We start from the raw sequence: 23,766 nt of genomic DNA, 5'->3' as shown, positions 1-23,766 counted from the left end.
GCCGTCACCCCCTGCGGGCCCGGGCCCGCAGCCGGGCCGCCGTCCGCCCCAGGGCTGTACCGAGCCTTCGCCGTGCCCTGCGCAGAAGTCGGCGCAGTGGATCGGGGCGAGACGTCTGCACCACTTGCACTCCGCCGACCCCGGCACGCAGGGCGAACGGCAGCGTGAGAAAGCGCGGGCCAGGTGTGCCGAGCGCCGTGCGCCAGGTCGTGCCCCGCAGGTCTGCCAGCGGCAGCAGGGCTTGTAGAAGGGCTCCGGACCCTTGCGGGGACAGGGTTGCGGGCACGTCATGGGTGGTGCCGGACGAGGTGAGTCGGAGCGAGACGTCCGTGCCGTGGTGGGGGGCGTGCAGGGGGAGCAGCGCGCGCAGTCGGGCGCCCGAGGCCGTGACGTCGTCCGGGGTGACGGCGCCGAGACCGACGCGGTGGGTCGCGCGGTCCACGTCCAGGGCGAGGTTGGTGTGCGGTGCGGTCCAGTACGGCAGGACCACGTGGCCGCCGACGACACCGGCGTGCGGGGCGGGGCGGCCCTCGCGCGGGGCGGGGCCGAGGCGGCACTCCTTGGTCCAGCCGCCCAGCTTGACGCGGACGAAGGCGTCCCACACGCCGCCCAGTGTGAGGGTGGCGGGGTCGACGGCGGCGGTCGCACGCAGCACCAGCCGGACCCGGCCGTCGTCGCCCGCCGGCACCTCCTGCCGGGTGAACTCCAGCGGCTGGAAGTACTGGGCGGCGCTGGAGCGCTCGCGCAGCAGCAGGTCAGCGGTGGCCTTGCCGAACCGGGCGACGGTGTCGACGCCCACCCGGGCGATCGCCGCGGCCAGATCCCCGGGCGGGCCGTCGAGTGGCGTACGGGCCGAGTCGGCGGCGACGGCCGTCGGCTCACCGTCGGCGACGGCCATCGGCTTACCGCCGACGAAGGTCATCGGCTCACCGGCGGCCGTGTACTCGGCCGAGAAACCGACCCGTAGCGTGCCGTCCTCCCACACCACGTGCTCGGGGGCGGCCGTGAGGGCGATGCCGGCCTCCCACTCGGCGAAGGCCTCCACGTCGTCGTACCGATCCGCCACGATCAGCGCGGCGACGACCTGCTGCGTCGGCTGCAGCCCGGCCGCGACACCGGGCCCGAAACGCTCCACGACGACCTGGTGGATCTCCTCGAACAGCTCCCGGCGATAGTCCCCCGGCATGGCGAGGAAACGCCGCCCGCGCAGCCGCTCGACCATCTCCACACGCAGCCAGCGGCGCAGCAGCCGGTCGCGCAGTGGCCCCGGCTCGGTGTACCGCTCGACGACGTCCAGGGCCTCCCGGAGGTTCTTGAAGTAGCCGCCGGGGTCGAAGCGCTGGAATCCGGCGTTCGAGGCGTCGTCGCGGCGGACGTGGTAGTAGCAGACGTAGTCGCTGAGCACCGAGACATTGCTCGCGCGCAGGTACGCCTCCGTGACGAAGACGTGGTCCTCGAGGCGTCGCCTGCCCTCGGGGTAGCGCAGGCCGATGTCGTCGAGGAAGGCGCGGCGGAACATCTTGTGCGGGGTGAGGCTGTCGATCAGTGGCGCGTTGGCGACGGTGGCACGCGGGTGGTTGCGGCGGAACAGCTCCACCGGCACCGCGCGGCCCTTGCCGGCCATCTTGCCGACCACGACATCGGCGCCGTTGGCCACGCCGTAGTCGTACATCCGCTCCAGGGCCTCGTCGCCGAGGTGGTCGTCGTGGTCCACGAACATCACGTACTCGCCGCGAGCGGCGGCGATCCCGACGTTGCGGGGCTTGCCCGACCAGCCGGAGTTCGCCTGGTGAACGACCCTCACCCGGGGATCGGTGGCGGCGAGCGCGTCGAGCCGGGCGGGTGTGTCGTCGGTGGAACCGTCGTCGACGAAGATCACTTCGTAAGCGTCCGGCGGCAGCGACTGCCTGAGCAGCGACGCGATGCAGTCCTCGACATAGACCCCGGGGTTGTACACGGGGACGACCACGCTGACCTTGACCGGCATCGGTCTTCGAACCCCCTGGGGGTCGCTGGGCGTTTGCGTCGGATTACGGCATCCGTGGCCAAATCCTAGCCCTGTCACGCCTTTTGTCCACCGCTCAACGATCGATGCCGTGCGCATGGATGCCAGGTCTGCCCGTGTGTCGATGCCCGGTGTGCCCTGGTGGAGAACCGGCCGGAAGATCGTCCACGCCGGTAGCCTGACGGCGTGCGTCTGCTGCTGATGTCCGATACCCACCTGCCCAAGCGCGCCAAGGCACTGCCTGATCCGCTGCTCGCCGAACTCCCGGGCGCCGACGTCGTGTTCCACGCCGGGGACTGGGTCGACGCGGCCACGCTCGACCTGCTGGAGAGCCGCTGCGCCCGGCTCGTCGGGGTCTACGGCAACAATGACGGACCGGACCTGCGCGCCCGGCTACCGGAGGTGGCGTACGTCGAACTCGGCGGTCTGCGCTTCGGCATGGTCCACGAAACCGGGCCCGCCCAGGGCCGCGAGACGCGCTGCGCCAGCCGTTTCCCCGACCTCGACGTGCTGGTCTTCGGCCACAGCCACATCCCCTGGGACACCACCGCCCCGACCGGCCTGCGCCTGCTCAACCCCGGCTCGCCGACCGACCGCCGTCGCCAGCCCCACTGCACCTACATGACCGCCACCGTGACCGAGGGTCGCCTCACGGACGTGGAACTGCACCGGTTGCCTCCGCGCTGACAGCCGGCGTCAACGGCGCGTGGGCCTCAACAAGATCCGGGCCGCCCCACGCAAAGGGAAACGGCCCGGACACTGCAATGCGCTGTCATGGACCTCCTTCCCGCTCAGAGGCGTTGTTCGGGGGCACGAATGCCTCCTTGTGGAGCCCCGTACCCCTTCTCGCCCGCCTTACACCCCCGGAATCGAGTCACTCCGGGCCTCTCGGGACGCCGGGATCAGGTGCGACGCCGGGATCAGGCGCGGCGGGCACGCCGCCACCGCAGGATGCGCGCCACCCCGAGTACCGCCCCGAACACCAAGCCTGCCGTCGCCACCGCCATCGCGGCCCGCTTCGCCACCGGCACCCCGGCCGTGCGGATCAGATCGAGCGGCTGCTCCAGCTGCTCGTCGGTCGTCGCCGCATCCCCCGCGGGCCCGGCCAGCCGCTGCGACAGGGACGCGGCGAACTGCCCGACCAGCCGGTCGCCGACCTCGGCCATCACCCCGCGCCCGAACTGCGCCGGACGCCCGGTCACGGTCAGATCGGTGTCCACCGACACGGCCGTACCGCCGTCGCGCTCACTGAGTGTGCCGGTCACCGTGGCCCGTGCGGTGCCCTGCCCCCGCGTCTCGCGGCCACTCGCGGTCAGCACCATGTGATGCGCCGACTCGTCCTGCTCCTCGAAGACCGCGGTGCCCTTGTACGTCACGGTGATCGGGCCGACCTTGACCTTCACCGCGCCTGTCACGGTCTTGCCGTCGTACTCCTCGACGCTCGCGCCGGGCATGCAGGGGGCGACGCGCTCGATGTCGAGGAGTGTGCGCCAGGCCTCGTCGACCGGGACGGGGACGGTGAACTCGTGGTGCAGCTCCATGACTTCCTCCAACCGGGGGGCTACGACGATGGATGGATCGCGCCCGCCGTGGCCGCGAGCGGGGCGCCCGTGCCGCCCCAGCGCAGCGCGATGATCTCCGCGGCGACGGACACGGCGACCTCCTCGGGCGTACGGGCCCCGAGGTCGAGCCCGACCGGAGAGCGCAGCCGGGCCAACTCGCCCTCGCCGAGCCCTGCTTCGGCCAGCCGCTTCATCCGGTCGTCGTGCGTACGGCGGCTGCCCATCGCCCCGATGTACGCCGCCGGGCGCCGCAGTGCCTCCTCCAGCAGCGGCACGTCGAACTTCGGGTCGTGGGTGAGTACGCAGATCACGGTGCGTTCGTCGGTGTCGGTGCCGCTCAGGTAGCGGTGCGGCCAGTCCACGATCACCTCGACGCCCTCGGGGAAGCGTTTCGGCGTGGCGAAGACCGGGCGGGCGTCGCACACCGTGACCCGGTAGCCCAGGAAGTCGCCGATGCGGGCGACGGCGGCCGCGTAGTCGATCGCGCCGAAGACCAGCATGCGGGGCGGCGGCGCGAAGGAGTGCAGGAAGACGGTGACCGCGTCCTCGCGGCGCTCGCCGTGCGCCCCGTAGTGTCGCAATCCCGTGGCGCCGAGGGCGAGTTCTCCGCGGGCGTCGGCCGTGACCGCCACGTCCAGGCCGGACGTGCCGAGCGTCCCGGCGACCCGGTCCGGCCACACCGCCAGCGTCGCCCCGCGCGGCGCGGGTCCGTCGGTCACCGTCGCCGCGGTCACCGGCCGGCCCGCCGCGACCGACTCCGCGACCTCGCCGAAGGAGGGGTCGCCGTCAGGCGTGACGGGCCGCACCAGCAGGGTGATCTCGCCGCCGCAGGTGAGCCCGACCGCGAAGGCGTCCTCGTCGCTGTACCCGAAGGTCTCCAGTTGCGCCTGTCCGCTCGCCACCACCTCCTGCGCGAGCTCGAAGACGGCCCCCTCGACACAGCCGCCGGACACACTGCCCACGACCTCGTCGTCGGGGCCCACCGCCATCGCGGCCCCGGGGTCGCGCGGGGCACTGCGGCTCGTGGCGACCACGGTGGCGAGTCCGAACGGCGCCCGAGCCGCGTACCAGCCGCCGAGCACCGGGAGAATGTCACGCATCGTCCGCTCCTCTCACCACCGCCGCCAGCCGCTCCAGGGCGGCCAGGCTGTGCCCCTCGACGAACGCGTCCACGCTCGGCAGCGCCGCCGCCATCCCGGCCGCCAGGGGCGCGTAGCCGGGGCGTGCCTTGCGCGGATTGGCCCAGATGACGCGGTGTGCCAGGCGGTGCAGGCGGCGCATCTGCGTCCTCAGCAGCTCCGGGTCGCCGCGCTCCCAGCCGTCGGACAGCATCACCACGATCGCACCGCGGGCCATGCCGCGCTGCCCCCAGCGGTCCAGGAACGCCCGCAGCAGCTCGCCCAGCCGGGTACCCCCACGCCAGTCGGGCACCGCCGCCGCGACCGCGGCCATCGCCAGGTCCGGATCCCGGTGCGACATCTCCCGCGTCACCCGGGTCAGCCGGGTACCGATCGTGAACACCTCCGTACGGCTGCCTCGGGCGGCGGCCGCATGTGCGAAGCGCAGGAGCGCATCCGCGTAGGGCGCCATGGAGCCGCTGACGTCCACCAGCAGCACGACCCGGCGGGGCCGCTCGGCGCGCGCGTGCCGCCGCAGGCGTGCGGGCTCCCCGCCGCGCCGCAACAGCTCCCGCACCGTCCGGTGCGGATCGACCGTGCCACGCCTGGCCGGGCGCCGGCGTGCGGAGCGGCGTACCTCGCCGCGCAACGCGAACGCGGCCAGCAGCCGGCGCACCTGCTCGCGCTCGGCGGCGTCCAGGTCGGCGACGTCGCGATGGCGCAGGACCTCGGCGGAACTGGCGAGCGAGGCCGTCGGCGGGGCCGCGGGCTCGGCGCCCGAGGAGGAGCCGGTGCCTCCGCTGACGAGAAGCCGCGGTCGAGGCGGGGGAGGAGCGGGCGCGACACGGCTGACCCGCTCACCGCCACCGAAGTACGCGGCGAACACCCGTTCGTACCGCTCCAGGTCGTCCCGGTCCCCGCACAGCGTCAGCCGCCCCGCCCAGTACACGTCCGCCCGCACGCCGGGTCGCAGGACGTCCAGCGCGGACAGGAACGCGTGCACCCGCTCGGCACTCGCGTCGACGCCCGCCGCGCGCAGGGCACGGGCGAAGCCGAGGAGCGCGGCGTCCGCGGCGAACACGCCCGCCATGCCTGCCATGCCTGCCATGCCTGTCAGGCCCGTCACGCCCTCACGCTCCTCGCGTCGCGAGCACCGCCGCGAAGTCCAGCCCCCGTGCCCGCTCCGCGTCCTCCCGGTACTTCAGCACCGACCCCAGCGTCGCCACCGCCAGCTCCGCGTCCACCTCGCTCGCGCCCAGCGTGTCCAGGGCCTCGGCCCAGTCGATCGTCTCGGCGACACCCGGCGGCTTGAGCAGGTCCTGCGCGCGCAGCGCCTGCACCAGCGCGGTCACCTGCTCCGCCAGCCGCGCCGTCACCTGCGGCAACCGCCGCCGCACGATGGCCAGTTCGCGGGCGAACCCGGGATGGTCGAACCAGTGGTACAGGCACCGTCGCTTGAGCGCGTCGTGCACCTCGCGCGTGCGGTTGGAGGTGAGCACGACCACCGGCGGCACCTCGGCCCTCAGGGTTCCCAGCTCCGGGATCGTGACCGAGTACTCCGACAGCAGCTCCAGCAGGAACGCCTCGAACTCGTCGTCGGCACGGTCGATCTCGTCGACCAGCAGCACGGACGGCTGGGTCTCCAGGGCGCGGAGCAAGGGCCGGGCGATCAGGAAGCGCCGGTCGTACAGCTCGCCCTCCAGCCGGTCGGCGTCGTGTGCGCCGGCGGCCTCGGCGGCCCGCAGGTGCAGCAGCTGACGTGGGAAGTCCCAGTCGTACAGGGCCTGGGAGGCGTCGATGCCCTCGTGGCACTGCAACCGGATCAGCGGGGCGCCGAGCGCCTCGGCGAGGGCGGCGGCGAGCGCGGTCTTGCCGACGCCCGCGTCGCCCTCGCAGAAGAGCGGGCGGCCGAGGCGCAGGGCCAGGAAGCAGGCGACGGCCAGCCCGTCGTCGACGAGATACCCCGTCGCCTCCAGGCGGGCCCGCACCTGCTCCGGGCCGTCCATGCCGGTGATCGGGCCGCCCATGCCGGTGATCGTCTCTCACCCCATCCCGGCGGCCGCGAGTACCGCCCGCTTGGTGAGCACCCGCGCCAGATGCGCGCGGTACTCGGGGGAGGCTGATGTGTCCTGGGACGGCCGGGTGCCCTGCGCCGCCTCCTGAGCGGCCTGCGCCACGGCATCCGGGTCCCCGGCGCCGGAGAGTGCCTCCTCGGCGGCCGGGGCCCGCAGCGGCGTGGTGCCCATGTTGGTCAGCCCGACCCGCGCCTCGGCGATGTGCCCGTCGTCGCGCCGCACCAGCGCGGCCACGCCGACGATCGGCCAGGCCTGGGCCACCCGGTGGAACTTCTCGTACCGGAAGCCCCAGCCCTCCGCCTTCGGGATCCGCACCTCCACGAGGAGTTCGTCGGGCGCCAGCGCGGACTGCAGATAGTCGACGAAGAACTCCCGCGCCGGGATCGTGCGCCGCCCGCGCGGTCCTTGGGCCACCAGCTCACCGTCCATGACCAGTACCACCGCGGGCAGATCCCCGGCCGGGTCGGCGTGCGCGAGCGAACCACCGAGGGTGCCCCGGTGCCGTACGGCGGGGTCCGCGACCGTCGAGGTGGTGGCCGCCAGCAGTCCGGCGTGCCGTCGGACCAGTGGATCAGCGATGACGTCGTGGTGCGTGGTCATCGCGCCGATGACCAGGGCGTCGCCGTCCTCCCGGACCCCGCGCAGCTCGGGGATCCGGTTGACGTCCACGACCAGCTCCGGGAAGGCCAGCCGCAGCCTCATCAGCGGCAGCAGGCTCTGTCCGCCGGCCAGCACCTTGGCGTCCTCGCCCGCGTCGGCGAGCATGCGCACCGCCTCGTCGACGCTGCTGGGGCAGGCGTACTCGAATGCGGGGGGAATCATGCCGACGCCTCCTTCCCGGACTGACCGGACTGACCGGACCGAAGGGCCTGCCAGACCCGTTCGGGTGTGCAGGGCATCCGGATGTCCTGCACACCGAAGGGGCGCAGGGCGTCCACGACCGCGTTGACCACGGCGGGCGTGGAGGCGATCGTGCCCGCCTCGCCGACCCCCTTGACGCCCAGCGGGTTGGAGGTGGCCGGTGTCTCGGTGCGGTCGGAGACGAACTCGGGCAGGTCCGGTGCGCCCGGCACCAGGTAGTCGGCCAGCGTGCCGGTGACCAGGTTGCCCTCCTCGTCGTACACCGCCTCCTCGTACAGCGCCTGCGCGATGCCCTGCGCGATGCCGCCGTGCAGCTGGCCCTCGACGATCATCGGGTTGATCACCTTGCCGACGTCGTCGACGCACACGTACGACCGGATGTGCGCGGCACCCGTCTCGGTGTCGACCTCGACCGCGCACAGATGGGTGCCGTGCGGGAACGAGAACGTGTCGGGGTCGAGGACGTGTTCGGCGTTGATCGACGGTTCCATGCCGTCGGGCAGGTCGTGCGAGGCGAAGGTCGCGAAGGCCACCTCCTGGATGGTCTTGCGCGCCTCGGGCGAGCCCTTGACGGAGAAGGCGCCGTCCGCGAAGTCGAGATCCGCCTCGTTGGCCTCCAGCAGGTGGGCGGCGACCTTGCGGGCCTTGTCGACCACCTTGCGTGCCGCCTCGTGGACGGCGACGCCGCCGATGACGAGCGAGCGCGAGCCGTAGGTGTCCATGCCATGAGGGGCCAGCATGGTGTCGCCGTGCATGACCTCGACGTCCTCGAACGGTACCCCGAGGGCGTCGGCGGCGATCTGGCTCCAGGACGTGACATGGCCCTGGCCGTGCGGGCTGGTCCCGGTGACGACCTCGACCTTGCCGGTGGGCAGCACCCGGATGCTCGCCGCCTCCCAGCCGCCCGCCGCGTAGCGCATCTCGCCCAGCCAGCGGCTCGGTGCGAGGCCGCACATCTCGGTGTACGTGGAGACGCCGATGCCGAGGCGTACGGTGTCCGCGTGGTCGACGCGGTCCGCCTGCTCGGCGCGCAGCTTGTCGTAGTCGAACAGGGCAAGGGCCTTGTCGGTGGCGGCCTCGTAGTTGCCGCTGTCGTAGGTGAGCCCCGCGATCGTGGTGTACGGGAACTCCTCGTGCCGGATCCAGTTGTGGCGCCGCAGGTCGACGGGGTCCATGCCGAGTTCGGCGGCCAGGTCGTCCATGATCCGCTCGATCGCGAAGGTCGCCTCCGGGCGGCCCGCGCCGCGGTAGGCGTCGATCGGGGTGCGGTTGGTGAAGACGCCGGTGCAGGAGAACTCGTAGGCGCCCATCTTGTAGATCGCCGGGTACATGGAGGCGCCGAGGATCGGGATGCCCGGGGTGAGCAGCATCAGGTAGGCGCCCATGTCGGCCAGCAGTGAGACCTTCAGGCCCAGCAGGGTGCCGTCGCGGCGGGCGGCGACCTCGATGTCCTGGACCTGGCTGCGGCCGTGGTGGGTGGCGACGTTGGCCTCGGAGCGGGACTCGGTCCACTTCAGGGGCCGGCCCAGGCGCTTGGCCAGCACCAGGGTGATCACTTCCTCGCCGTACACCTGGAGTTTCGAGCCGAATCCGCCGCCCACGTCGGGGGCGACGACGCGGATCTTGTTCTCCGGGATGCCGGTGGTGACGGCGAGCAGGACCCGCAGGACGTGCGGGATCTGGGTGGAGGAGTAGAGCGTGAAGTCTCCGGACGCGGCGCGCGGGGTGACGACGACGGAGCGTGGCTCCATCGCGGTCGGGATGAGGCGCTGCTGGTGGTAGCGGCGGGTCAGGACGACGTCGGCACGTGCCTTGGCGGCCTCGTAGTCTCCGCTCGCGGAGTGGTAGTCGTAGCAGCGGTTGGTGCCCTTGTCGGAGTGGACCAGCGCGGTGCCCTCGGCCAGCGCCGACTCGATGTCCAGGGCGGCGGGCAGCGGTGTGTAGTCGACCTCGACGGCCTCCAGCGCGTCGGCGGCCGTGTACCGGTCGCGGGCCACCACGACCGCCACCGGGTCGCCGGCGTAGCGCACCTCGTCGACGGCGATCGGCGGGTGGTCCGGCACCACGGTGTCCTCGGCGACGGGCCAGGCGCACGGCAGCGAGCCCATCGCCTCCGCGACGTCGCGGCCGCTGAACGCGGCGATGACGCCGGGGCGTTCGAGGGCCGCCGACACGTCGACGCGGTCGATGCGGGCGTGGGCCATCGGACTGCGCAGGATCGCCAGGTGCAGCAGGCCGTTGACGCTGATGTTGTCGGTCCAGTTGGTCTGCCCGGTGATCAGGTGGGCGTCCTCCTTGCGGGGTCGGGCACGGCCGACCTCGCGTGCGACGGTCTCGATCATGCCGTGACCTCCTCCTCTTCGGAGACGTCCAGCACGGCCCGCACGATGTTCTGGTAGCCGGTGCAGCGACAGAGGTTGCCCTCCAGGCCGTGCCGTACTTCGTCCGGGGTGGGGTGCGGGTGCTCGCGCAGCAGATCGCGGGCCGCCATGATCATCCCCGGGGTGCAGTAGCCGCACTGGAGCGCGTGCCGCTCGTGGAACGCCCGCTGCAGCGCGGTCAGCTCCCCGTCATGGGCGAGTCCCTGGACGGTGGTCACTTCGCTCCCGTCCGCCTGCACGGCGAGCACGGTGCAGCTCTTGACGGCCGTGCCGTCCAGCTCGACCGTGCAGGCCCCGCAGTTCGAGGTGTCACAGCCGATCGGGGTGCCGGTCAGACCGAGGCGGTCACGCAGGTAGTGGATCAGGAGGAGACGGGGCTCCACCTCGTCCTCGTACGTCGTGCCGTCCACCTTCACCGAGATGTGAGTCATGTGCCCTCCAGAGGCCGAGTGGAGATCAGAGGGAGAAACATCGGCCGGGCGTGATGTACGTCACTCTATGGCGGCTCCGGTGTCACGGCGAGTGCTGCGGCGGCGTTCGTTGAGCGTTAATCCATTGCCGGTGCGGGGTCGGTCCTGCTGCACTGCACGGGTCCCGTCACCGCGCACGAAGGAGCAGCAATGCGCACTGCGTTCATGTCCCCCCAGGAAGGAACGACCCCCTCATCGAAGGACATGACGCTTCGTGCACTTGCTCAACCTCGGGATCCTCGCCCATGTCGACGCCGGTAAGACCAGCCTGACCGAACGCCTGCTGCACACCGCAGGTGTGATCGACGAGATCGGCAGCGTCGACGCCGGGAACACACAGACCGATTCCCTCGCGCTGGAGCGGCAGCGCGGCATCACCATCAAGTCCGCCGTCGTCTCCTTCGCGCTGGACGACGTGACGGTCAACCTCATCGACACCCCCGGTCACCCTGACTTCATCGCCGAGGTGGAGCGGGTACTCGGTGTCCTCGACGGCGCCGTGCTGGTCGTGTCGGCCGTGGAGGGCGTCCAGCCGCAGACCCGCGTCCTGATGCGCACCCTGCAACGGCTGCGCATCCCCACCCTCGTCTTCGTCAACAAGATCGACCGGCGTGGTGCGCGGTACGACGCCGTCCTGCGGGCCATCTCCGAACGGCTGACGGCGGCCGTCGTACCCATGGGAACGACCACCGCGCTCGGCGCCCGGGACGCGCGGTTCCTGCCCGGCCTCGGCCCGGGCGCGCTCGACGTCCTCGCCGACCTCGACGACGACCTGCTGACCGCGTACGTCGAGGACAAGGTCTCCTGCGACCGTCTCCACGCCGCCCTCGCCGACCGGACCCGGCAGGCCCTCGTCCATCCCGTGTACTTCGGCTCAGCCGTCACCGGCGCGGGCGTCGACGCGCTGATCGGCGGGATCAGAGAGTTGCTGCCCGCCGCGGGCGGTGACCCCGACGGACCGGTGTCGGGGACCGTCTTCAAGGTGGAGCGGGGTCCGGCGGGGGAGAAGGTCGCGTATGCGCGGATGTTCTCCGGGACCCTGCGCACCCGTGACCGGATCCGCTTCGGCGCGCCGGGCGAATCGGGCGACGTCGGCGAATCGAGCGACCCCGGTGCCCTCGGCGACACCCGCGCGGAGGGCCGGATCACCGCGATCAGCGTCTTCGACCAGGGCGCGGACGCCCGGGACGACCTGGTGGCGGCGGGCCGGATCGCCAAGCTCCGGGGTCTGGCCGACATCAGGATCGGCGACGCCATCGGCGAACCCCCCAAGACGCACGGACACTTCTTCGCCCCGCCCACCCTCGAAACCGTCGTCGTCCCGGGCGACGGAGCGGACCGGCGGGCCCTGCACCGCGCGCTCACCCTGCTCGCCGAACAGGACCCGCTGATCGACCTGCGCCACGACGAGGTACGGCAGGAGACCTTCGTATCCCTCTACGGCGAGGTTCAGAAGGAGGTCATCCAGGCCACGCTCGCCGACGAGTTCGGCCTCGACGTCACCTTCCGCGAGACGACACCGCTGTGCGTCGAGCGGCCGGTCGGCTCGGGTGCGGCGGTCGAGTTCAACAAGAAGGACGGCAACCCCTTCCTCGCGACCATCGGCCTGCGCGTCGACCCCGCCCCGGTCGGATCCGGCGTGGCCTTCCGGCTGGAGGTGGAGCTGGGCTCCATGCCGTACGCCTTCTTCAAGGCCGTCGAGGACACCGTCCGCGAGACCCTCGGCCAGGGCCTGCACGGCTGGCAGGTCCCCGACTGCACCGTCACCATGACCCACTCCGGCTACTCACCCCGGCAGAGCCACGCCCACCAGGGCTTCGACAAGAGCATGTCCAGCACCGGCTACGACTTCCGCGGCCTGACCCCGCTGGTCCTGACCGAGGCCCTGCGCCGGGCAGGCACCCAGGTCCACGAGCCGATGCACCGCTTCCGCATCGAGGCCCCGGCCGACACCCTGGCCGCACTGCTGCCGGTGCTGACCAGGGTGCGTGCGGTGCCGCAGACCACGCAGACGCGCGGCACCTCCTGCTCGCTGGAGGGATCGGTGCCCGCGGCCCATGTGCACGAGCTGGAGCAGCAACTGCCAGGGCTGACGCGCGGTGAGGGCGAGTTGGAGAGCGCCTTCGACCACTATGCCCCCGCCCCGCGCGGCACGGTCCCGGAGCGCCGGCGCACCGACCTCAACCCGCTGAACCGGAAGGAGTACCTGTTGAACCTGACGCGCAGGATCGGCAGCTGAAAAGTCGTTGGGAGGGCGCGGGACTGCTTTCGTACGATCGCTGCATGACTGCGGACCCACGAATAGAGCAGGCCCAACTCCTCTACGAGCGTGCGGTGTTCGGAGGTGACAGCAGCGCACTGGAGCCCGCCGAGCGGGGGCTCGACGCGGTCGAGGCGGATCTCGCCCTGACCCGTGGCAAGGTCGTCCATGCCCGGTTCCTCGAGGAGCGGGCCGAGGACGCGCGGGAGCTGGAGCTCTTCGAGCGCGCGGCGCAGCTGTACGAGCAGCTCGGCGACGTGCGGGGCGAGGGGGAGGCGCTGTTCTGGGTCGGCACCTTCCACCAGGTGGTCCGCGACGACACCGAGGCGGCCCTGCCCGCCTTCACCCGCGCCCTCGACCTCGCCACACAGGCCGACGACCGGCTGACCATGTCCTACGCCCTTCGGCACCTCGGCTTCGCGGAGCACATGGCCGGACGACTCGATGTGGCGCGAGACCGTTTCGAGGAGTCCACCCGCCTGCGCCGTGAGCTCGGATTCCTGCCGGGGGTGGCCGCCAACCTGATCGGGCTCGCCTACGTCGCGGCCCAGCAGGACCGGCGGGAGGAAGCCGCGGAACTCCTCCGGGAAGCGGTGGAGGCGGCCGAGAAGTCCGGGGCGGAAGGTGTCCTGCGGTGGGTGGCCGAGGCGCGTGAGGACCTCGATCTGCCCGGGTAGGGACGGCAGGGACGAGACCGGTGTGCCGGCCGAGACAGAACTTACTCCAGAGTCAGGGGTGTTGACTGAGTCCTGAAATCACCGGACTGTAGTGGACATGCCGAATATTCGGACGCGTCTGCTCGTTGTCCTGGTCGTCCTCTTCGGATCCCTGACGGTGGCGGGCCCCACTCCCGCCACCGCCGCCACCCTCCCCGACTCCCTCTGGTTCGACGAAACGCCCCTCACCGTCCAGGGCGGCCGCTTCACCGACGGAAACGGCCGCGAGGTCGTACTGCGCGGCTACAACGTCTCCGGCGAGACCAAGCTGGCCGAGAACAAGGGCCTGCCCTTCGCCTCGGTCGCCGACGCGAAGAAGTCCGCCACCGCGCTGCGCGCCCTCGGCGGCGGCAACTCGATCCGCTTCCTTCTCTCCTGGGCCTACGCGGAACCCGTACGCGGACAGGTCGACACCACGTACCTGGCCGCCGCCACCGCCCAGATGCGCGCCTTCCTCGACGCCGGCATCCGCGTCTACCCCGACTTCCATCAGGACCTCTACTCCCGGCACCTGTTCGACCCCGACAGCTGGTACACGGGTGACGGCGCCCCCAAGTGGGCCGTGGACGCCGGGAACTACCCGGACGAGAGCTGCGGGATCTGCCTGTTCTGGGGCCAGAACATCACCCAGAACGAGGCCGTGAAGCAGGCGTCGCACGACTTCTGGCACAACGAGTACGGCCTCCAGGACGCCTTCCTGGCCACCGCCCAGAAGACGATGGCGTACGTCAAACAGAACGTCTCCGCCGCCGAGTTCGCGGGTGTCGTCGGCTTCGACCCGTACAACGAACCGCACGCCGGCAGCTACGACTCCGGCCAGACCAGCCGCACCTGGGAACGCGACGTCCTGTGGCCGTTCTACGAGAAGTTCCGGTCCCGCATGGACGCGGCCGGCTGGCAGGACAAGCCGCTGTTCGCCGAGCCGAACCTCTTCTGGAACGCCAACATCGACTTCCAGAAGCAGGAGGGCGGCCTGCTGGACGCGGGCACACTCGGGCCGCGGTACGTCTTCAACACCCACTTCTACGACCAGAAGGCCATCTCGGGGGTCTTCATGTGGGGCAAGGCGGCGGACGGACAGTACGCCGGTGACTTCGGCACCGTCCGCGACCGTGCCTCGGCCACGAAGACGCCCGCGATCGTCAGCGAGTTCGGCCACCCGCTGGCGGGGTCGGTCTCCGACAAGGCGCCGACCGTGCTCAAGGCGATGTACCAGGCCCTCGACTCCCGTGTACCGGGCGCGAGTTGGTGGTCGAACCCGGCCGGCTCCGGCCCGGTGCTCTCCGGTTCGCAGTGGCAGTGGGACATCTACAACGGACGCCACCACGAGCTGATGAACGACAACCCCGACAAGGTCCTCACCACCGGTGACGCCTGGAACGACGAGGACCTGTCCGCCGTACGCCTCGACGACTCGGGAACACCGGTGCTGCGGCAGGACGCCCGGCTGCTGGACCGCATCTACCCGAGCGCCACGTCCGGGACGACCGTCGCCTTCACCTACGAGGACCGCTCACGGGACGGCAACACGACGCTGACCTGGAACCCCGTGCCCAGCTCACTGCCGAATGTCGCGCAGCTGGTGGGGTCGGGACAGTACGGGCTGCTGCTGTGGCGCTCCAACAGCGGCACGGCACCCACCGAGCTGCACCTTCCGGCGTCCTTCCCGACCGGGTCCACCACGGTGGTCTCCGATCTGGGCACGGCGTACGCGCCGCCGTCGTACACCTCGACCACCCCGGTCGGCGTGGCCGCGGAACCGGGCGGCACGGGAAGCCGCCGCCTGCTGCTCACCGACTCGGACTCCGGCGTCCTGCACTACGCGCTGGTGACGAACGGGGCGAGCACGCCCTCGGCCGCTGTACTGAACGCCGCACGGTCCGAGCTCTCCGCGTGGGCCGCGCGGACCGTCGGATAAGACGGGACCTTCTGACAAGCCGGACAAGAGCCGGACCGGAACACCGCGGGGCAGTCACGGTCTTCGCCGGGGTGACCGTGCGCACGCTGCACCACTACGACCGGGCGGGACTGCTCTCGCCCAGTGGCCGCAGCGGCGCCGGTCACCGGCTGCATAGCTATGCCACCGAGGAACAGCTCAAGTGGCGGGATTCGGCCGGGCAGATGGAGTCGATGGCGCGCGCCGCCGCGCACAGCAAGGAGGACTGGCGCCGGCTCATGGGCGAGGCCGCCGCCTGGCGCGCGGAACTGCTCGCGGCCTTCGACGACGGGGAGCCCGTCGACGGCGAGCGCGCCATGGACCCTGGGCCCTGTCGGCGGATTCCCGCCTGCCCGGCGGCGTCTGGCACGCACTCCCCCGGACGGGGCACCCTCAGCCGCGTTGCCGAACCGACGGCGACGACGTCCTGACGATCGGCGACGTCCGCACGAGCTGCTGTTCCTGGGGGTGGCCGCGGCGGTCCACCACGCCGGGGCGGGCACCGCGGCGGCGGCTCTGCGGGCCGGGGTCCCCGCCGTCCCGGTGCCGGTGACGGCGGGCCGGCCGTTCCGGGCCGGGCGGCCGGCCTCGATCGGCGCGGCCACCGACCCGATCCCCTTCGCGTCCCTCACTGCCGAACGGCTCGCCGACGTGCTCGGTCAGGCCGTACGGCAGCAGGCGTACACCCGTGCCGCCCCGGTCGCCGCGCGGCACATGGCGACCGAGGACGGGGTGGGTGCGGTGCTCAAGGCCCCGAGCTGAACTTCGGGACGCGGGCTGATCAGCCGGCCGACGGGCTGGTCCAGTCGGCCGGTACGTGGGCCAGCCGGACCCGCTGCGGGTGGTCGCCGACCGGGACGGACACCTGCTTCTTGCCGGTGGCGAAGTCGATGGCCGTGACCTGGTCGGTGCCGCTCTCGGAGACCACGCAGGACTTGCCGTCACCGCTGACCGTGGCCCAGTAGGGCTTGGAGGCGGTGACCAGCGGACCCTCCTGCAGGGTGGTGCGGTTGACGACGGTCGCGTAGTCGTCCATCGTGCCCGCGACGCACAGCTTGCTGCCGTCGGGGCTCATCGAAAGCCCGTGGTGGCGCGAGTCGTTGACGAAGGTGGTGCGGTCGTCGCTGGTCGCGGGGTTCTTCGGCAGGGTCTTCGTGCGGGTGATCTTGTCGGTGGCCAGGTCGTACTCGAAGAAGCCGTTGAAGAACGACACCTGGAAGTACAGCTTCGACTCGTCCGGCGAGAACACCGCGGGCCGGACCGCGTCGGAGTGGTCCGTGAGGCCGATCGCGTCCAGCTTCGGGCGCATGTCGATCACCTTGACCTGCTGGTACGTGGTCGCGTCGACGACGGTGATGCGCCGGTCGCCCTTCGTCCAGTCCAGCCAGGGGGCGTCGGTCTGCGTGTTCACGTCGCCGATCGCCATGTTGTAGATGTACTTGCCGTCCTGGGTGAAGATGTTCTCGTGCGGCTTGTCGCCGGTGGCGAACTTGCCCAACTCCTTGCCGGAGTTGATGTCCAGCACATGCACGGTGTTGGAGGTCGAGGCCGACACCGCGACCCGTTTGCCGTCGGGGGAGACCGCCATGTGGTCGGCGCGGTAACCGGACACGGCGAAGCGCCAGTTGATGTCGCCGGTGGTCAGATCGATGGAGACCACGTCGGCGAAGCTCGGCCGGGAGACGACCATCGACGTGCCGTCGGGCGTGGAGTACATGTCGTCGACGAACTGATCGTGGCCCTCGCCGACACTGTTGCGGATCGCCATGAAGTAGATCCACTTGATCGGATCGGCGTTGATCTCCGCCATCCGCTCGTCCTTGTCGGGGACGACATCGATACGGCCGATCTTCGCGAAGTCGCCGGAGGACTTGATGACATCGGCGGTGCCGTCCCAGTTGTTGCCGACGAACAGCACCTCACGCAGGGCGGCCGCCGAGGAGTCGGCGGCCGTGGCGGCGGTTGCGGGAGCGGTGACGGTCAGGGCGAGGGCGGCGGCTACGGAGCACAGGTGCCTGGGTCTGATGGCAGGCATGACTGCTCTCTTCCTCTGAGGTGGGGCGTCGGGAGTGGGGCATGCCAAGAGGCGATGGTGACTGTGAAGCACGGCGAATCTGAACACAGGTGCTTTCAGAATCAACTTACTGAAAAGTAAGGAGGGGGTGCCCTTCTCCACAAGACTGCGTACACGACAAAATTGGCCGTCGGGTCGGCGAGGCAGCGGGAGGACAGCGTGGCGGGCAGGCTCAAGGCGCCCACCGGCCGCTACGGCGGCAAGTCGGCCGAGGAGCGACAGGCCGAGCGGCGGCGCCGCTTCCTCGACGCCGCGCTCCAACTGTTCGGCGGCAGCCCCGGATACCGGGGCACGACGGTCGCGGCGCTGAGCGAGGCCGCGGGCCTGTCGACGCGTCAGTTCTACGAGGAGTTCCGCACGCTCGAGGACGTCCTGGCCGCCCTCCATCTCCAGGTCAACGCGTGGGCGGAGGAGGCCGTTCTGGCGGCGGTGGCCGGCGCGGAGAACCTGCCGCTGGTCGAACGGGTCACCGAGATCTTCCGCGCGTACGCCGCGAACGTAACCTCCGACCCGCGCCGCATCCGCATCACCTTCGTCGAGATCATCGGCGTCAGCCCCCGCATGGAGGAACAGCGCCTCGCCCGTCGCGCCGGCTGGGTCGAACTCGTCTGTGCCGAGGCGGCGGCCGCCGTCAGCCGCGGTGAGGCGGCGCCCCGCGACTACCGCCTCGCCGCGACCGCGTTCATCGGCAGCGTCAACGGGCTGCTGCACGACTGGAGCGCGGGGTGGGTGGACGCGACCCTCGACGAGGTCGTCGACGAACTCGTCCGCCTCCTCCTCGGCATCCTCCAACCGGCGGATCCCCGGGCTGCCGGCGCCTGAGCAGGTCGCGTTGCTCCCGGTGCCTGCGAGGGTCAGTCCTGGTCGTTCTTCTCGTTCTCGCTGTCCGCCTCGGTGCTGAGGACCTTGAAGTCCTTGTCGAGGTGGACGTCGCTCTGCTTGCCCTTGAGGGTGACCTCGACCTCGTAGTACCCGTCCTCGTCGCCGACCTCGGTGTCCGTGACCTTGCCGCCTCCCATGTGCGCCAGTGCTGCGGCGCTCGCCTTCTCCAGCGCGACGCCCGTGATGGGCTTCTCGGAGGAGTCGTCGTCCCCGCCGGCGGTGGCCACGGCGAGCCCGGTGCCGCCGCCGATGAGCGCGGCGGAGATCACGCCTGCGGCGATCCACTTGCCCTTGTGCCTCATGTCCGCTCCCTGTGTTGCGCCCGCCCTCTCGGGTGGTCCGACCTGCGCTTCCAGGATGCGATGCCGTCGCTGAACGCCTGCTGAACGAAGCTGAACGGCGATTCAGCTCTGCTCGGGCTCAGCCCTGGAGCCGGTTCACAGCATCGAGGACGGGAGCCACACCGTCCTCGGCGCGCAGTCCGTCGGCCAGGGCCCGGGCGCGACGGCCGTAGGACGGATCGCCGGTCGCCTGCCGCAGTGCGGCTGCCAGCGCCTCGGCCGTGAGGTTGCGCAGCGGCACGGCGCGGGGCGCCACGCCGAGTGCGACCAGGCGACCGGCCCAGAAGCCCTCGTCGAACTGGACCGGGATCGCAACGGCCGGCACCCCGGCGCGCAGCCCGGCGGCGGTCGTGCCCGCCCCGCAGTGGTGGACCACGGCGGCCATCCTCGGGAACAGCGCGGAGTGCGGCACCTCGCCGATGGTCAGTACGTCGTCCCCGGCGGCCTCCAGGCCACCCCAGCCCCGCTGGATCACCCCGCGCAGCCCGGCCCGGCGCAGGGCGCCCACCACCTCGGCGCTGAGTCGCGCGGGATCCGGTACGGTCGCGCTGCCCAGTCCCACGAAGACCGGCGGCTCACCCGCGTCCAGGAAGTCCCGCAGCTCGGGCGGGAGTTGGGCCTCACCGTCGTACGGCCACCAGTAACCGGTCACCTCCAGATCCGGCCGCCAGTCGCGCGGCCGGGGCACCACCAGGGAGCTGAAGCCGTGCAGTACGGGGCCCTCGCGCGTGCCGCGTGCCCTGCTGCGAGAGAGCCCCAGTAGCGCTCGCACCTCCGGTACGGCCGCCGAGAAGACCCGCTCGATGGCCAAGCTCACGCCGTGCCCGGCGACCCGGTTCCCGACGGCTCCCCAGGAGCGGCCCCCGAGCATCGGTGGACCGAACTCCCGGGTGGGGGCGAGTGGTTGCAGGGGCACGTCGATGGTCGGCAGCGACAGGCCCTCGGCGATGGCCCGCCCTAGCGGTGCGGTGGAGCCCGCCAGGAGCAGGAGGTCGCTGGCCCGGGCGGCGGCCAGCATGTCGTCCGTCATCCGGCCGGCCAGGGTCCGCGCCATCCCCACCACGCGCACCAGCTTGCCGACGCCGGTGGTGCTCCGGTGCAGACTGCGGCCGCGCGCCGACTCCAGTTCCGCCCGTGGATCCAGCGGCATCGGATGGAAGCGTACGCCCGACCCCGCGACCAGCCGCTCGAAGCAGCCGTGGGTGACCAGGGTGACCTCGTGCCCGGCCAGGGACAGGGCGTGCCCGAGTCCGGTGTAGGGGGCCACATCGCCCCGGGAGCCCGCCGTCATGATCGCTACGCGCACGTCGGCCAGTATGGCGGCGCCCGCCGCGGTGTGGGAACGGCCCGTGGGCGAGGGCGATTTCAGCTCCGTCCCATCCGTTGACTTCCTCATCTCCTGGCTCTACTTTCAGCGCGATATGTTCGATGTTCCGACTGGCATTCGAGATATCGAACATGCTGGGTGATCCCCCCGCGCTAAGGAGCCGCATGTACCCCCCGCCCCGAACCTCTCTCTTGCGCCGTTGCAGATCGGCCGGCGTGCGCGCCCTCGTCCTGGCGCTCACCGCCACGGCCGCGCTCCTGTTCGCCGGAACCGCTCCGGCTCAGGCAGTGACGAACCGTCAGATACCGGTGCCGGCCGCCCCCATGGGCTGGGCGTCCTGGAACGCCTTCGCCGCGAAGGTCGACTACAACGTCATCAAGAAGCAGGTCGACGCGTTCGTGGCGGCGGGGCTGCCCGAGGCCGGCTACGACTACATCAACATCGACGAGGGCTGGTGGCAGGGCACCCGCGACAGCGCCGGCAACATCACCGTCGACGAGGCCGAGTGGCCGGGCGGCATGAAGGCCATCGCCGACTACATCCACAGCAAGGGCCTGAAGGCCGGGATCTACACCGACGCCGGCAAGGACGGCTGCGGCTACTACTTCCCGACCGGCCGCCCCGCCGCGCCCGGCTCCGGCAGCGAGGGCCACTACGAGCAGGACATGCTCTCCTTCTCCCGCTGGGGCTTCGACTTCGTGAAGGTCGACTGGTGCGGCGGTGACGCCGAGGGCCTCGACCCGAAGACGACCTACCAGGCGATCAGCAACGCCGTGACCGCGGCGACCGCGGCGACGGGCCGCCCGCTCGCTCTCTCCCTGTGTAACTGGGGCTACTCCAACCCCTGGAACTGGGCGCCGGGCATGGGCCCGATGTGGCGGACGAACACGGACATCTTCTTCCACGGCGGGACCCCGTCGTACAGCAACGTCCTGACCGCCTTCGACCGCAACATCCACCCCACGGCCCAGCACACCGGCTACTACAACGACCCCGACATGATGGTCGTCGGGATGAACGGCCTGACCGCCGCACAGAGCCGCTCCCACATGAACCTGTGGGCGATCTCCGGGGCTCCGCTGCTCGCCGGCCTCGACCTCACCACCCTCACCACCGAGTCGACGAACATCCTCACCAACCCCGAGGTCATCGCCGTCGACCAGGACCCGCGCGGCCTCCAGGGCGTGAAGGTCGCCGAGGACAGCTCCGGTCTCCAGGTGTACGGCAAGGTCCTCGCCGGCACCGGCAACCGTGCCGTCGTGCTCCTCAACCGCACGTCGACCACGCAGAACATGACGGTCCGCTGGTCCGACCTGGGCCTGACGAACGCCTCCGCGACCGTCCGTGACCTGTGGGCCCGCCAGAACGTCGCCACGACCGGCACCAGTTACACCGCCTCCGTGCCGGCGAACGGCTCCGTGATGCTCACGGTCACCGGGGGCACCGAGCAGTCGGCGAGCACGTACAACGGCACGGCGAGCTTCTCCGGCGTGGTCGCCGACAGCGCCGGTCTGAAGACGGTCGACGTCTCCTACACCAACAACACCTCCACCGCCCGGACCGCCACCCTCACCGTCAACGGCCAGACCTCCACGAAGGTCTCCTTCCCGCCGACCGGCTCGAGCGCCGGCAACATCTCGGTCAACGTCTCCCTCGTCAAGGGCAGCACCAACACGATCTCCTTCTCCGGCGCCCCGACCCTCGACGGCATCGTGGTGCGGCCGCTGCCGGGCAAGAACGGCAGCCTCGTCACCGGCACCCAGTCCGGCCGTTGCGCGGACATCAACGACAACACCATCGCCAACGGCACCGACGCCCAACTGTGGGACTGCACCGGCGGCCAGAACCAGGTCTGGCAGTACAACAGCACCCGCAAGGAGCTGGTCGTCTACGGCAACAAGTGCCTCGACGCCTACAACCAAGGCACCACCAACGGCACCCGGGTCGTCATCTGGGACTGCAACGGCCAGAACAACCAGAAGTGGAACGTGAACAGCGACGGCACGATCACCAACGTCAACGCCGGGCTCTGCCTGGACGCGTACGGCGCGGCCACGGCCAACGGCACGAAGCTGGTGCTCTGGTCCTGCAACGGCCAGAGCAACCAGAAGTGGACGGTGAGCTAGCGCCGGCCGGGCGATCCGGGCTGGTTCCCCCAGGAGTCCGGGAACCAGCCCAGCCCGGGACGCGCTTCTTGCTTCGCCCTAAAAGACTGCGAAACTATACGAATTGGCGGTCATCAGCTGTTAGGTGGACGTGCCGGCGGAGAGCGGGGCGGGCGGCATGAATGCGCGCGGTCCGCCAGGACAGCATCCGGAGGCGGTGGAGTCTGCCGACAGTTCGGATCAACTGGTCAGCCGGTCAAAGCGACATGCTCCCGGCGAGTCTGAGCACCAGAACACCCGCGGCCGTCAGCGCGGCGCACGCCACCAGCCAGGCGGCCAGCAGGCGGCGTCGCAGGCCGCGGTATCTCGCCTCGTACTCGCCCCGCAACTCCCCGGCACGCTCGGCCGTACGTCGCCAGGAGTCACGGGCGAGAGCGAGGTACTCCCTCTCGAACTGCCGTTCCAGCTCCTCGCGCTGGCCGTCCGTCAGCCAGTGCAGGGGCGCGGTGAAGCGCTCGGCGGCCGCTCGCCCCTGTCGGCGGGCGGCTGTGAGGAGCAGGTGGCCCTCGATGTCGTTGATGAGCGCACGGGTGTCCATGGCCTTCACAGCGCCGTCAACTCCCGCTCCGGGGCCGCGGTGCCGGGGTGATGGAGGTCGAACGCCGGGGATTCGCTGCGGATGCGGGGGAGTGCCGCGAAGTTGTGCCGCGGTGGCGGGCAGGAGGTGGCCCACTCCAGGGAGCGGCCGTAGCCCCAGGGGTCGTCGGACTCGACCTGCCTGCCGTACTTCGCGGTTCTCCAGACGTTGTAGAAGAAGGGCAGGAGGGACAGGCCGAGCACGAACGAGAACACGGTCGACAGTGTGTTGAGGGTCGTCAGCCCTTCCACCGCCAGATAGTCGGGAATCCGGCGCTGCATTCCGTTGACGCCCAGCCAGTGCTGGACGAGGAAGGTGCCGTGGAAGCCGATGAACAGCGTCCAGAAGGTCATCTTGCCGAGGCGTTCGTCGAGCATTTTGCCCGTGAACTTGGGCCACCAGAAGTGGAATCCGGCGAACATGGCGAAGACGACCGTGCCGAAGATGACGTAATGGAAGTGGGCCACCACGAAGTACGTGTCGGACGTCGGGAAGTCCAGCGGCGGTGAGGCGAGCATGACGCCGGTCAGTCCGCCGAAGACGAAGGTCACCAGGAAGCCCATCGCCCAGAGCATGGGGGTTTCGAAGCTCAACGAGCCGTTCCACATCGTTCCGATCCAGTTGAAGAACTTCACGCCGGTCGGTACGGCGATGAGGAACGTCATGAAGGAGAAGAACGGCAGGAGTACGCCGCCGGTGACGTACATGTGGTGCGCCCACACCGTCACGGACAGACCCGCGATCGCGATGGTCGCCGCGATCAGACCCATGTAGCCGAACATCGGCTTGCGGGAGAAGACCGGGATGACCTCGGAAATGATGCCGAAGAACGGCAACGCGATGATGTACACCTCCGGGTGGCCGAAGAACCAGAAGAGGTGTTGCCACAGCAACGCTCCGCCGTTGGCGGAGTCGAAGACGTGGGCGCCGAACTTTCGGTCCGCCTCCAGCGCGAACAGCGCGGCCGCCAGGACCGGGAAGGCCAGCAGGACCAGCACCGCGGTCAGCAGCACGTT

The 23,766-nt window shown here is 70.9% G+C and carries 19 protein-coding genes and 2 pseudogenes; 8 read left to right on the top strand and 13 right to left on the bottom strand.

What is annotated here, in order from left to right:
• Positions 1-4 precede the first annotated feature (4 nt).
• A complete protein-coding gene (locus EHO50_RS37020) occupies positions 5-1,987 on the bottom strand; it encodes a glycosyltransferase family 2 protein (protein ID WP_128435668.1) in 1,983 nt (660 codons plus the stop codon).
• A 204-nt stretch (positions 1,988-2,191) separates the two neighbouring features.
• Between EHO50_RS37020 and EHO50_RS37015 the strand changes: the two genes are divergently transcribed.
• Positions 2,192-2,692 (top strand): metallophosphoesterase family protein, encoded by a 501-nt coding sequence (locus EHO50_RS37015; protein ID WP_128435666.1) that lies wholly within the window; start codon positions 2,192-2,194, stop codon positions 2,690-2,692.
• A 233-nt stretch (positions 2,693-2,925) separates the two neighbouring features.
• Here the strand turns inward: EHO50_RS37015 and EHO50_RS37010 are convergent, their stop codons facing one another.
• Genes EHO50_RS37010 through EHO50_RS36980 form a run of 7 tightly spaced genes read right to left on the bottom strand, consistent with a single transcriptional unit; the run spans position 2,926 to position 10,433 of the window.
• Positions 2,926-3,546: an SRPBCC family protein gene (locus EHO50_RS37010; protein WP_128435664.1), complete on the bottom strand. Its 621-nt coding sequence runs from the start codon at positions 3,544-3,546 to the stop codon at positions 2,926-2,928.
• Between the two features lie 20 nt (positions 3,547-3,566).
• Entirely contained in the window at positions 3,567-4,667 is a 1,101-nt protein-coding gene (locus EHO50_RS37005) for an XdhC family protein (protein ID WP_128435661.1), read from the bottom strand.
• Complete coding sequence (locus EHO50_RS37000) at positions 4,660-5,775, bottom strand: vWA domain-containing protein (RefSeq protein WP_128436128.1); 1,116 nt, start codon at positions 5,773-5,775, stop codon at positions 4,660-4,662. The genes EHO50_RS37005 and EHO50_RS37000 overlap by 8 nt, the downstream gene beginning before the upstream one ends.
• A 40-nt stretch (positions 5,776-5,815) precedes the next feature.
• The gene (locus tag EHO50_RS36995) at positions 5,816-6,712 is read right to left on the bottom strand and encodes an AAA family ATPase (protein ID WP_246101763.1); all 897 of its coding nucleotides are present in this window, start codon (positions 6,710-6,712) and stop codon (positions 5,816-5,818) included.
• 15 nt (positions 6,713-6,727) lie between these two features.
• Positions 6,728-7,582 (bottom strand): FAD binding domain-containing protein, encoded by an 855-nt coding sequence (locus tag EHO50_RS36990; protein ID WP_128435658.1) that lies wholly within the window; start codon positions 7,580-7,582, stop codon positions 6,728-6,730.
• On the bottom strand, positions 7,579-9,963 hold the full coding sequence (locus tag EHO50_RS36985; RefSeq protein WP_128435656.1) for a xanthine dehydrogenase family protein molybdopterin-binding subunit: 2,385 nt from the start codon (positions 9,961-9,963) through the stop codon (positions 7,579-7,581). The genes EHO50_RS36990 and EHO50_RS36985 overlap by 4 nt, the downstream gene beginning before the upstream one ends.
• On the bottom strand, positions 9,960-10,433 hold the full coding sequence (locus tag EHO50_RS36980; protein WP_128435654.1) for a (2Fe-2S)-binding protein: 474 nt from the start codon (positions 10,431-10,433) through the stop codon (positions 9,960-9,962). The genes EHO50_RS36985 and EHO50_RS36980 overlap by 4 nt, the downstream gene beginning before the upstream one ends.
• Positions 10,434-10,686: 253 nt before the next feature.
• Between EHO50_RS36980 and EHO50_RS36975 the strand changes: the two genes are divergently transcribed.
• The 5 genes and pseudogenes from EHO50_RS36975 to EHO50_RS36955 all read left to right on the top strand — a co-directional run.
• Positions 10,687-12,711, top strand: coding sequence for an elongation factor G (locus tag EHO50_RS36975; protein WP_128435651.1), 2,025 nt, complete (start codon positions 10,687-10,689; stop codon positions 12,709-12,711).
• A gap of 44 nt (positions 12,712-12,755) precedes the next feature.
• Entirely contained in the window at positions 12,756-13,409 is a 654-nt protein-coding gene (locus EHO50_RS36970; RefSeq protein WP_128435649.1) for a tetratricopeptide repeat protein, read from the top strand.
• A gap of 97 nt (positions 13,410-13,506) precedes the next feature.
• Positions 13,507-15,366, top strand: coding sequence for a cellulase family glycosylhydrolase (locus tag EHO50_RS36965; RefSeq protein ID WP_128435647.1), 1,860 nt, complete (start codon positions 13,507-13,509; stop codon positions 15,364-15,366).
• Between the two features lie 77 nt (positions 15,367-15,443).
• Positions 15,444-15,707, top strand: a pseudogene (locus EHO50_RS36960) (TipAS antibiotic-recognition domain-containing protein); the annotation flags it as partial.
• Between the two features lie 89 nt (positions 15,708-15,796).
• Positions 15,797-16,146: pseudogene (locus EHO50_RS36955) on the top strand (nucleotide disphospho-sugar-binding domain-containing protein); the annotation flags it as partial.
• Between the two features lie 19 nt (positions 16,147-16,165).
• Here EHO50_RS36955 and EHO50_RS36950 read toward each other — a convergent pair.
• Positions 16,166-17,419 (bottom strand): YncE family protein, encoded by a 1,254-nt coding sequence (locus tag EHO50_RS36950; protein ID WP_128435645.1) that lies wholly within the window; start codon positions 17,417-17,419, stop codon positions 16,166-16,168.
• Between the two features lie 198 nt (positions 17,420-17,617).
• On the opposite strand from EHO50_RS36950, the gene EHO50_RS36945 reads away from it, so the two are divergent.
• Positions 17,618-18,280, top strand: a complete 663-nt coding sequence (locus EHO50_RS36945) for a TetR/AcrR family transcriptional regulator (protein WP_128435643.1) — start codon at positions 17,618-17,620, stop codon at positions 18,278-18,280.
• Positions 18,281-18,312: 32 nt separating this feature from the next.
• Here the strand turns inward: EHO50_RS36945 and EHO50_RS36940 are convergent, their stop codons facing one another.
• Together EHO50_RS36940 and EHO50_RS36935 are read right to left on the bottom strand one after the other, a co-directional pair.
• The gene (locus tag EHO50_RS36940; protein ID WP_128435641.1) at positions 18,313-18,642 is read right to left on the bottom strand and encodes a PepSY domain-containing protein; all 330 of its coding nucleotides are present in this window, start codon (positions 18,640-18,642) and stop codon (positions 18,313-18,315) included.
• 118 nt (positions 18,643-18,760) lie between these two features.
• Positions 18,761-19,972 carry a glycosyltransferase gene (locus EHO50_RS36935; protein ID WP_128436121.1) on the bottom strand — a complete coding sequence of 404 codons (1,212 nt, stop codon included), beginning with the start codon at positions 19,970-19,972 and terminating at the stop codon, positions 18,761-18,763.
• A 200-nt stretch (positions 19,973-20,172) separates the two neighbouring features.
• On the opposite strand from EHO50_RS36935, the gene EHO50_RS36930 reads away from it, so the two are divergent.
• Entirely contained in the window at positions 20,173-22,134 is a 1,962-nt protein-coding gene (locus EHO50_RS36930) for an RICIN domain-containing protein (RefSeq protein WP_128435638.1), read from the top strand.
• A 235-nt stretch (positions 22,135-22,369) separates the two neighbouring features.
• Here the strand turns inward: EHO50_RS36930 and EHO50_RS36925 are convergent, their stop codons facing one another.
• Together EHO50_RS36925 and EHO50_RS36920 are read right to left on the bottom strand one after the other, a co-directional pair.
• Entirely contained in the window at positions 22,370-22,711 is a 342-nt protein-coding gene (locus tag EHO50_RS36925) for a hypothetical protein (protein ID WP_342787033.1), read from the bottom strand.
• A 5-nt stretch (positions 22,712-22,716) separates the two neighbouring features.
• On the bottom strand, positions 22,717-23,766 hold a 1,050-nt coding region (locus EHO50_RS36920), incomplete at its 5' end, for a cytochrome c oxidase subunit I (RefSeq protein WP_181449760.1).

Source organism: Streptomyces cyaneus, assembly GCF_004028635.1.
GTDB classification, from domain to species: Bacteria; Actinomycetota; Actinomycetes; order Streptomycetales; family Streptomycetaceae; genus Streptomyces; species Streptomyces cyaneus.
The sequence above is the reverse complement of the archived record's forward strand: the minus strand, read 5'-3'. Positions and strand labels throughout refer to the sequence as shown.

What these genes read in the sequence shown, in the direction of transcription:
- EHO50_RS37020 (WP_128435668.1), bottom strand. Translation starts at nt 1,987, where the DNA reads ATGCCGGTCAAGGTCAGCGTGGTCGTCCCCGTGTACAACCCCGGGGTC.
- EHO50_RS37010 (WP_128435664.1), bottom strand. Translation starts at nt 3,546, where the DNA reads ATGGAGCTGCACCACGAGTTCACCGTCCCCGTCCCGGTCGACGAGGCC.
- EHO50_RS37005 (WP_128435661.1), bottom strand. Translation starts at nt 4,667, where the DNA reads ATGCGTGACATTCTCCCGGTGCTCGGCGGCTGGTACGCGGCTCGGGCG.
- EHO50_RS37000 (WP_128436128.1), bottom strand. Translation starts at nt 5,775, where the DNA reads ATGGCGGGCGTGTTCGCCGCGGACGCCGCGCTCCTCGGCTTCGCCCGT.
- EHO50_RS36995 (WP_246101763.1), bottom strand. Translation starts at nt 6,712, where the DNA reads ATGGGCGGCCCGATCACCGGCATGGACGGCCCGGAGCAGGTGCGGGCC.
- EHO50_RS36990 (WP_128435658.1), bottom strand. Translation starts at nt 7,582, where the DNA reads ATGATTCCCCCCGCATTCGAGTACGCCTGCCCCAGCAGCGTCGACGAG.
- EHO50_RS36985 (WP_128435656.1), bottom strand. Translation starts at nt 9,963, where the DNA reads ATGATCGAGACCGTCGCACGCGAGGTCGGCCGTGCCCGACCCCGCAAG.
- EHO50_RS36980 (WP_128435654.1), bottom strand. Translation starts at nt 10,433, where the DNA reads ATGACTCACATCTCGGTGAAGGTGGACGGCACGACGTACGAGGACGAG.
- EHO50_RS36970 (WP_128435649.1), top strand. Translation starts at nt 12,756, where the DNA reads ATGACTGCGGACCCACGAATAGAGCAGGCCCAACTCCTCTACGAGCGT.
- EHO50_RS36965 (WP_128435647.1), top strand. Translation starts at nt 13,507, where the DNA reads ATGCCGAATATTCGGACGCGTCTGCTCGTTGTCCTGGTCGTCCTCTTC.
- EHO50_RS36950 (WP_128435645.1), bottom strand. Translation starts at nt 17,419, where the DNA reads ATGCCTGCCATCAGACCCAGGCACCTGTGCTCCGTAGCCGCCGCCCTC.
- EHO50_RS36940 (WP_128435641.1), bottom strand. Translation starts at nt 18,642, where the DNA reads ATGAGGCACAAGGGCAAGTGGATCGCCGCAGGCGTGATCTCCGCCGCG.
- EHO50_RS36935 (WP_128436121.1), bottom strand. Translation starts at nt 19,972, where the DNA reads ATGACGGCGGGCTCCCGGGGCGATGTGGCCCCCTACACCGGACTCGGG.
- EHO50_RS36930 (WP_128435638.1), top strand. Translation starts at nt 20,173, where the DNA reads ATGTACCCCCCGCCCCGAACCTCTCTCTTGCGCCGTTGCAGATCGGCC.
- EHO50_RS36925 (WP_342787033.1), bottom strand. Translation starts at nt 22,711, where the DNA reads ATGGACACCCGTGCGCTCATCAACGACATCGAGGGCCACCTGCTCCTC.